The sequence below is a fragment of the Mesorhizobium intechi genome (assembly GCF_002879535.1).
In the GTDB taxonomy this organism is placed as follows: domain Bacteria; phylum Pseudomonadota; class Alphaproteobacteria; order Rhizobiales; family Rhizobiaceae; genus Mesorhizobium; species Mesorhizobium intechi.
In genome coordinates this window covers 1-6,609 of the sequence record NZ_PNOT02000055.1, presented here as the reverse complement: position 1 = coordinate 6,609, position 6,609 = coordinate 1, and the positions used below count along the sequence as shown (strand labels likewise).

The 6,609-nt window shown below is 63.1% G+C and carries 11 protein-coding genes; 2 read left to right on the top strand and 9 right to left on the bottom strand.

The features are described 5' to 3' along the window. Window positions 1-203 precede the first annotated feature (203 nt). The 5 genes from C1D09_RS05010 to C1D09_RS04990 form a co-directional block, all read right to left on the bottom strand. Complete coding sequence (locus C1D09_RS05010) at window positions 204-515, bottom strand: PilZ domain-containing protein (protein WP_143973268.1); 312 nt, start codon at window positions 513-515, stop codon at window positions 204-206. A 107-nt stretch (window positions 516-622) separates the two neighbouring features. After that, window positions 623-1,111: an NUDIX hydrolase gene (locus tag C1D09_RS05005; RefSeq protein WP_143973267.1), complete on the bottom strand. Its 489-nt coding sequence runs from the start codon at window positions 1,109-1,111 to the stop codon at window positions 623-625. Between the two features lie 212 nt (window positions 1,112-1,323). Beyond that, window positions 1,324-1,824 (bottom strand): xanthine phosphoribosyltransferase, encoded by a 501-nt coding sequence (gpt, locus tag C1D09_RS05000; RefSeq protein WP_095770312.1) that lies wholly within the window; start codon window positions 1,822-1,824, stop codon window positions 1,324-1,326. A 117-nt stretch (window positions 1,825-1,941) separates the two neighbouring features. Beyond that, complete coding sequence (locus C1D09_RS04995) at window positions 1,942-2,775, bottom strand: universal stress protein (protein ID WP_143973266.1); 834 nt, start codon at window positions 2,773-2,775, stop codon at window positions 1,942-1,944. An 82-nt stretch (window positions 2,776-2,857) separates the two neighbouring features. Then, on the bottom strand, window positions 2,858-3,601 hold the full coding sequence (locus C1D09_RS04990; RefSeq protein WP_143973265.1) for a competence/damage-inducible protein A: 744 nt from the start codon (window positions 3,599-3,601) through the stop codon (window positions 2,858-2,860). Between the two features lie 154 nt (window positions 3,602-3,755). Here C1D09_RS04990 and C1D09_RS04985 point away from each other — a divergent pair, with 154 nt between their 5' ends. Both C1D09_RS04985 and C1D09_RS04980 read left to right on the top strand, forming a co-directional pair. Next, window positions 3,756-4,760, top strand: coding sequence for an alpha/beta fold hydrolase (locus C1D09_RS04985; protein WP_143973264.1), 1,005 nt, complete (start codon window positions 3,756-3,758; stop codon window positions 4,758-4,760). Window positions 4,761-4,814: 54 nt separating this feature from the next. After that, the gene (locus C1D09_RS04980) at window positions 4,815-5,099 is read left to right on the top strand and encodes a hypothetical protein (protein WP_143973263.1); all 285 of its coding nucleotides are present in this window, start codon (window positions 4,815-4,817) and stop codon (window positions 5,097-5,099) included. 100 nt (window positions 5,100-5,199) lie between these two features. Here C1D09_RS04980 and C1D09_RS04975 read toward each other — a convergent pair whose 3' ends face one another. The 4 genes from C1D09_RS04975 to C1D09_RS04960 all read right to left on the bottom strand — a co-directional run. Beyond that, window positions 5,200-5,439 carry a DUF2188 domain-containing protein gene (locus tag C1D09_RS04975; RefSeq protein WP_019857848.1) on the bottom strand — a complete coding sequence of 80 codons (240 nt, stop codon included), beginning with the start codon at window positions 5,437-5,439 and terminating at the stop codon, window positions 5,200-5,202. Between the two features lie 29 nt (window positions 5,440-5,468). Beyond that, a complete protein-coding gene (locus C1D09_RS04970) occupies window positions 5,469-5,747 on the bottom strand; it encodes a DUF982 domain-containing protein (RefSeq protein ID WP_019857850.1) in 279 nt (92 codons plus the stop codon). Window positions 5,748-5,855: 108 nt separating this feature from the next. Continuing rightward, complete coding sequence (locus C1D09_RS04965) at window positions 5,856-6,173, bottom strand: SH3 domain-containing protein (RefSeq protein ID WP_143973262.1); 318 nt, start codon at window positions 6,171-6,173, stop codon at window positions 5,856-5,858. 113 nt (window positions 6,174-6,286) lie between these two features. Next, window positions 6,287-6,609, bottom strand: a 323-nt coding sequence (locus C1D09_RS04960) for a beta/alpha barrel domain-containing protein (RefSeq protein WP_484177370.1), incomplete at its 5' end; no start/stop codon positions are given.

Below are 6,609 nucleotides of genomic sequence, written 5' to 3'. Positions count from 1 at the left end.
GTTTTGCGCCGTCAAGGATTCGTTTGCGTAGCTTTTGTGACCCCAACATCTTGTGTGTCACACATGTGGATAACGGGGATAGAGATGCCCCGCCGCGGTTGCCGTTTCGAGCGGTGGATCTACGGCCTTTGAGCGCCTGGAGGCGTCCGTCGTGAACAAATCCGGCGCGCCTCGCAAAGCCCGTAGGGCCGACCTGCCAGATATCAGCCGTAATGCAGCTTCGGCTTCGGCTCGGTGCCGGTGAACTGTACGCCGATCCGGTCGTTGCGGCGCCAGCGGACCTCGCAGCGATAGGCGACGCCGTCGAGCGGCACATAAAGCAGGAAACGATCGGGCACCCGCGCCTCGATCGGTATTTTCAATTCGGCGCCGCCCGCATGCTGGTTGCGCAGCATCACGGCGATTTCCGAGTTTTGAATCCCGGTGATGACCGTTCCGCCCTTGAGCACGCGCGGACGGTGCTCGCGCTCGGGCTCGCCGGTATGCTGCTGAAGTGGGTCTATAGGATTCGCCATCGATCAAACGCCAGGTTGGTCGATTCTTAGCGAAGAAGGATTAGCAAACCTTTCATGCTCGACACATCAAAGGGTTGTGAATATGCCCTTGAGAAGGAGCAGATCCTCTAGGAGAATTTGTGCGGGTCGGCGCAGAAATAGGCGATGATCTGGCAAAGGTCCGGCTCATTGATCATGCGCACGGCTTCGCTGCAATTGACCCATCTGCGGGTGCGGGAGTGTTTTTCCTTCCAGCGGTCGGCGATCTTGTCGACGTGCAGCGGAAACACCAGCACCTCGCAAGGCACTTCTTCACCCGAAGCCAGAACCTTGGCATAGAAGTAACGGCCGGCTTCGAGATGCGAGACGGTTCCGCGCAATCCGGCTTCCTCGCCGGCTTCGCGCGCCGCCGCCTCGCAGAGCGGTTCCTTGGCTTCCGGCCAGCCCTTCGGCAACACCCAGCGGCCGGTGTCGCGGCTGGTGATCAGCATGATCTCGACGCCATTCCCGGTATCGCGCCAGGGCAGCGCGGCAACCTGCAGACGGCACGGCGCGGTGCCGAAGAGTCGCCGGACCCTTTCGCCCAGATGGTTGTTCGTCGGTGCCCTTGTCAACATCGGAGAAGCTAGCCCCAGCCTCCAGAATCGTTTGCCGCCTTACGAATCTTACGGCTAATTCTGACCAATAAAAGTAAAAACTTTGATCAGGCTGGCCGATTCCCGCCAATAGAGGTCGATTCCACAGGATATCCTCCCCCGGGGAGCCGTCCGCGGAAGCAAATATTGCTGTCGGTGGCGACTTAAGTTGGAAAAAAACGGCGTGCCGCGAATCAGCCGGCGTGGTCGTCGGCGATCGGCTTCTGGTAGGTGAAGCCCATGTCCCAGGGGAAATAGATCCAGGTATCCTGACTGACCTCGGTGACGAAAGTATCGACCAGCGGCCGGCCCTTCGGCTTGGCGTAGACGGTGGCGAAATGCGCCTTGGGCATCATCGCGCGCACGATGCCGGCGGTCTTGCCGGTGTCGGTCAGGTCGTCGATGATCAGCACGCCGGCGCCGTCGTCGGCGAGCAGTGCCGGCGTAATCTCCTTCAGCACCTGCAATTGCCCCTGGCTGGTGTAGTCGTGGTAGGAAGCGACACAGACCGTCTCAATGATGCGGATGCCGAGCTCGCGCGCGATGATGGCCGCCGGAACCAGCCCACCGCGTGTGATGCAGACGATCGCTTTCCATTGCCCCTTGTTGGCGCCTGAAAGCCGCCAGGAAAGCGCGCGGGCGTCACGATGGAACTGGTCCCAGGAGACCGGGAAGGCTTTTTCGGGAAGGGACATTTTTCGCGCACTCCGCGGGCACGCGAAGACCGCGTGCACAAAAACAGGGGAATGCGCGCGGAATTAACTGGAAAGCCTCGGCCTTGGCAAGGGCGGCCTACCGCGATGGCTGTGGACTTATCGCGACAGGAAGGCCGCCACCTGTGCCGTGCGCAGCACCGTGCGCGTCACACCGCCGAACAGCAGCTGGCGCAGCCAGGAGTGACTGTAGGCTCCGAGCACCAGCAGATCAGCGCCGGTTTCGGCGACCCGGTTCTGTATCATGTCGTCGACCGAGGTGCCGCCCGATTTCTGTACCGAGACGCTGACATTGGCGCCGTGGCGTGACAGCGCCGACGCGATTTCGGCGCCGGCTGCCTCCGGGCTTTCGTCGAACGCATCGGGCGGATCGATGACCAATATGTCGGTCTTCTCGGCCTCGATGATGAAGGGGAGGGCGTCGAAGGCGGCGCGGGCGGCCTCCTTGCTGCCGTTCCAGGCGAGCAGCACGCGTTTGAACGTCGTGACCAGCGGACCCCCGCTTGGCACGACCAGCACCGGCCGGCCGGCGTCATAGACCAGCGTGTCGACATCGGCGCTCGGATCGCCGCCGGTTTCGCGCTGGGCAGCAATGACAAGATCGGCGGCGCGCACGCTGGAAATGCCGGTCAACGCGCTGTCACCGGAGAAGCTCTCCAGGCTGCGCCACTCGAAGGAGAGGCCGGAATCCTCGATGCGCCTGAGGAAGACGGCCTGCAGCTTGTCGGCCCGCTCCCGGCTCATGTCGGCCGAGACCTGCAGGAACTCGGTATCGGGAAAGCCGGTCGCCGACGTGTAGGGCACCGGAAGCGCCTCGGCATGAATGCCGATCAGGTGGCTCTGGAAGCGGCTGGCGAGCGGAATGGCGCAGTCGAGCACGCGCTCGGCGTCCTGCTCGTTCTGCAGAATGGCAACGATGGTCCTGAAGCGCATGGTGGTCCCTCAATCTGGCGAGTGTTCGAACTCGCGGGAAAGCAACGCCGGCGCGCCATGCTTGGTTCCGGCCAGAACCGGCTCACCTCGCCGTGGCGACGAAACCCGCCACCATTGCCTCGACATCGGCGCGCGCGGCGTCGAGGGCCTCCTGGCTGCGGGCGCGAACGACCAATTCGGTCCAGAACTTACCGTCGCCATACTTTGGATAGGACCCGATGATCGTATCCGGATGCGCTTTCTGGATCTCACCCAACGGCCCGCCGACAAGGCCTTCGCCGAATGGACAGTGCACCGTCGCCGACAGCATCTTCGTGCCGGTCTTCAGCGTCGGCACGACGTTGTCGAGCATGGCCTGGAAGATCGAGGGCACGCCGGCCATGACGTGGACGTTGCCGATGCGAAAGCCGGGCGCCACGGACACCGGGTTATCGATATGGTCGGCGCCGCGCGGCATCCGCGCCATGCGCTTGCGTGCCTCGGTGTATTCGATGCCGCGCGCCGCATAACTTGCCTCCAGCAGCGCATAGGCCTTGGCATCGTATTCGCAGGGCACGCCGAATGCCTTGGCAATGGAATCGGCAGTGATGTCGTCATGGGTCGGGCCGATGCCGCCGGTGGTGAACACATAGGTGTAGCGCGCACGCACGGCATTCACCGCCGCGACGATCTCCGCTTCCTCGTCGGGAACGATGCGCACCTCCTTCAGGTCGATGCCGACGGCCGTCATGATGTCGGCGAGGTGGCCGATGTTCTTGTCCTTGGTGCGGCCGGAGAGAATCTCATCGCCAATGACGAGCATGGCGGCGGTAACGATGTCGGTCATGGAGGGCTCCGGCAGGACGGGTCGCCTGAAATAGCGCGGCGCGTGGCTATCGGCAATGCCACCTCGGCGGTGAACATCCGAGGGCCTGGACGATGCCCGGTTGCAGCATGACCGGATGCGGGTAAGCTCAAACGGGTTCCGGTCCGGGTGAACAATGCTGATATCGACCCTGTCGTGGCTGCTGGGCCTGCTGTTCCTGCTGGCGGTCTTGGGAATCGCCTGCCTGGTGCTGGCGACGCTATGGATCGCGTCGAAGGCGCAAAGGCTGGTGCCGCCGGTCGGAAAATTCATCGAGATCGACGGCAACCGTATCCACTATGTCGATGTGGGCGAGGGGCGGCCGATCGTCTTCCTGCATGGGCTTGGCGCGCAACTTCATCACTTCCGGCACACGCTGTTCGGACAGTTCGGCCCAGGCTATCGGCTGATCGCGCTCGATCGTCCGGGATCAGGCTATTCGACGCGCGCGAACGGTGCCACTGGCCGCTTGCCTGAACAGGCGGCCCTGGTGCGCCGCTTCATCGAAAAATTGGAGCTGGAAAGGCCGCTGGTGGTTGGCCACTCGCTGGGCGGCGCCGTCACTTTGACCCTGGCCGTGGAACATCCCGAGGCAATTTCGGGCATCGCCTTGCTCGCGCCGCTGACGCATCTGGAAACCAGGGCGCGGCAAAGATTTGAGCTGCTCTATATCCCGTCGCGCCTGAAGCGCTGGATCATGGCCTATACCGTGGCTATACCCCTGAGCTTGCGCTATGCACGGCCGACAATGGAATTCATCTTCGCGCCGCAGGCCTTTCCCGAGGACTATATGGTTGACGGCGGCGGCTGGCTCGGGCTGCAGCCTGCCCATTTCCAGGCGACATCAGCCGATGTCGTGTCCGTCGAACAGGATTTCGGCGGCATCGAACAGCGCTATGGCGAGATTGTCATGCCGGCCGGCATCCTCTTCGGAACCGCCGACCGCGTCATCGACATCCGCATCCATGGCGAGCCCATGCGAGGCAAGATCGCAGGGCTCGATTTCGAGCCTGTCGACGGTGTCGGCCATATGCCGCAGTTCGTCGAGCCCAAGCGGGTGATTGGCTTCATCGAGCGGATTGCCGCCCGCGCTTTTCCATCACCACAGCCTCACGACAATTTCAATGAACCAACCGGCTGACTGCCGGGTTTACCCCGTGTCGCACCCAAGGCGACCAAGACACGGAGTAATGCAATGTACAGGAAACTTCTTGCAGCATCGGTTCTGACGATCGGCCTCGCCACATCGGCGATGGCGCAATCGTCCGACGGCGCATACTCGAACAACCACAACTGGTGGCCGTTCGGCAACTCACAATCTTCCGGCGTCGACCAGAACACGACCGGAAGCATCAATGGCGACCGATCTGGGCTGGACACGCTTGGCAATGCGGGCCCGGCAGGCCCCTGTGCCGACAGCACGGCTGGCCCCGACGCGAATGCCCAGGGCAACGTGAACGACCAATACTGCGGCAAATAGTACTGCCGCCAGGCAGCCGTCGACCGTAGGGCGTCATCTCTCCTGACGTCCGCGGCCGGCGCCCTGCCTCAATCTGCGGCGATTTCCCCTCTACGGAAGTCTAGTCGGACACTTCGGTCTGCGGGCGGTCACGGCCGTCGGCCAGTTCCTCGTGCCATTTGCCGTCGGCATCCTCATACTGGATGCCGTCCGTCGCGCCTGCCACCTGCTGCTCGGCCGAGGCAATCTCGGCGGCGCGCAACGCATCCTGATGGGTGGGAAATGTCTCCGAGAAGGTCGAACCGACCTTGTAGGCCCAGCCGCCGTCATGCTCGACGATCTTGTAAGTCAGCTTCGCCATAAAAACCTCCGGTTGAAAGGTCCGCCCGCTCAATGCAGCCGGTCGTCGGATAGCCTGTCGTCGGGCACCAGCACTTCCGATTCCCTGGCGGCTTCGATCAATGCCCGTCGCGCTTCCGCTGTCGAACGATAACCTTCCAGCACTTTGAGGCAAGTGTCGAGGGCATCACGATGACGCGGGCCGCGATTGAGAGGCCAGACGGTCATGAGGCACTCCGCCGCTTCCTGGGTGCTGCGAATATGGCGATATTTGCCGACATGACCGAGTTCGACCACCACCGGCGTTTCAAAAGGCTTGTTGTCCATCATGGCCGCAACGCAAAGCAGCCAATTTGGTTGCAAAAGTGGCCCGGAACCTGCGCCCAAAAGTCGCGTCGCGTTCTGCGACACGCTTTTTGGGTGACATGTTTCGGCGTCTCAGTAGCCGCAGTCGTTGCGCAGCCAGCGTGCGTTCGCCCAGCCGGTGGTCCCGCCGATTTCGACCTGATACCAGTTGCCGCGCCGGCCGAAGATTTCGGTGTGATCGCCATTGAACAGCTGGCCGATCATCCGCGATGACGAATTTGGCCGTGTCCGCACGGCGAGAAAGCCGCTGCCGGTCGCCAGATTGTAGCGGCCCGACAGCCCGTGCACCGTCCCCTCGCAATATTGCGCCACGCTCGGCGTCGATGCCCCGAGCCAAAACCCGGCGACAGTCACAAGCATCGCAGCCGACAAAAACGCCCTGAACGACATGATCTCCTCCCAAGTCCGGCCGCGCCCCGCAGCCTCATCCAGCGTAACAGGTTGCCGCCAGATTTGAAGCGGGCTGTGGCAACACGGCCTGGGCGGGATTTGGGGCGACCGGTTCAGCCCGCCGCCTTCATCCAGTGCTCCATCGTCGTTACCGAGCGGGCGAGCTGCGGCGCCGGATGGATCTTTTCCTTGAATGTGGCGGCCGCGCGCCAGCCCCAGCGCGGATCGGCGAGGAAGGCGCGCGCCAGTGCCACCATGTCGGCACGGCCTTCGGCGATAACAGCCTCGGCCTGCTGGGGATCGTCGATCAGGCCGACCGCGCGGGTCGGAATGCCGGCGCCCTTGCGCACGGCTTCCGCCAGATGCACCTGATAGCCGGGGCCGGTCGGCAATTTCTGCGACGGCGAATTGCCGCCGCTCGAGCAGCAGAGATAGG

What these genes read in the sequence shown, in the direction of transcription:
- C1D09_RS05010 (WP_143973268.1), bottom strand. Translation starts at nt 515, where the DNA reads ATGGCGAATCCTATAGACCCACTTCAGCAGCATACCGGCGAGCCCGAG.
- C1D09_RS05005 (WP_143973267.1), bottom strand. Translation starts at nt 1,111, where the DNA reads ATGTTGACAAGGGCACCGACGAACAACCATCTGGGCGAAAGGGTCCGG.
- gpt (WP_095770312.1), bottom strand. Translation starts at nt 1,824, where the DNA reads ATGTCCCTTCCCGAAAAAGCCTTCCCGGTCTCCTGGGACCAGTTCCAT.
- C1D09_RS04995 (WP_143973266.1), bottom strand. Translation starts at nt 2,775, where the DNA reads ATGCGCTTCAGGACCATCGTTGCCATTCTGCAGAACGAGCAGGACGCC.
- C1D09_RS04990 (WP_143973265.1), bottom strand. Translation starts at nt 3,601, where the DNA reads ATGACCGACATCGTTACCGCCGCCATGCTCGTCATTGGCGATGAGATT.
- C1D09_RS04985 (WP_143973264.1), top strand. Translation starts at nt 3,756, where the DNA reads ATGCTGATATCGACCCTGTCGTGGCTGCTGGGCCTGCTGTTCCTGCTG.
- C1D09_RS04980 (WP_143973263.1), top strand. Translation starts at nt 4,815, where the DNA reads ATGTACAGGAAACTTCTTGCAGCATCGGTTCTGACGATCGGCCTCGCC.
- C1D09_RS04975 (WP_019857848.1), bottom strand. Translation starts at nt 5,439, where the DNA reads ATGGCGAAGCTGACTTACAAGATCGTCGAGCATGACGGCGGCTGGGCC.
- C1D09_RS04970 (WP_019857850.1), bottom strand. Translation starts at nt 5,747, where the DNA reads ATGATGGACAACAAGCCTTTTGAAACGCCGGTGGTGGTCGAACTCGGT.
- C1D09_RS04965 (WP_143973262.1), bottom strand. Translation starts at nt 6,173, where the DNA reads ATGTCGTTCAGGGCGTTTTTGTCGGCTGCGATGCTTGTGACTGTCGCC.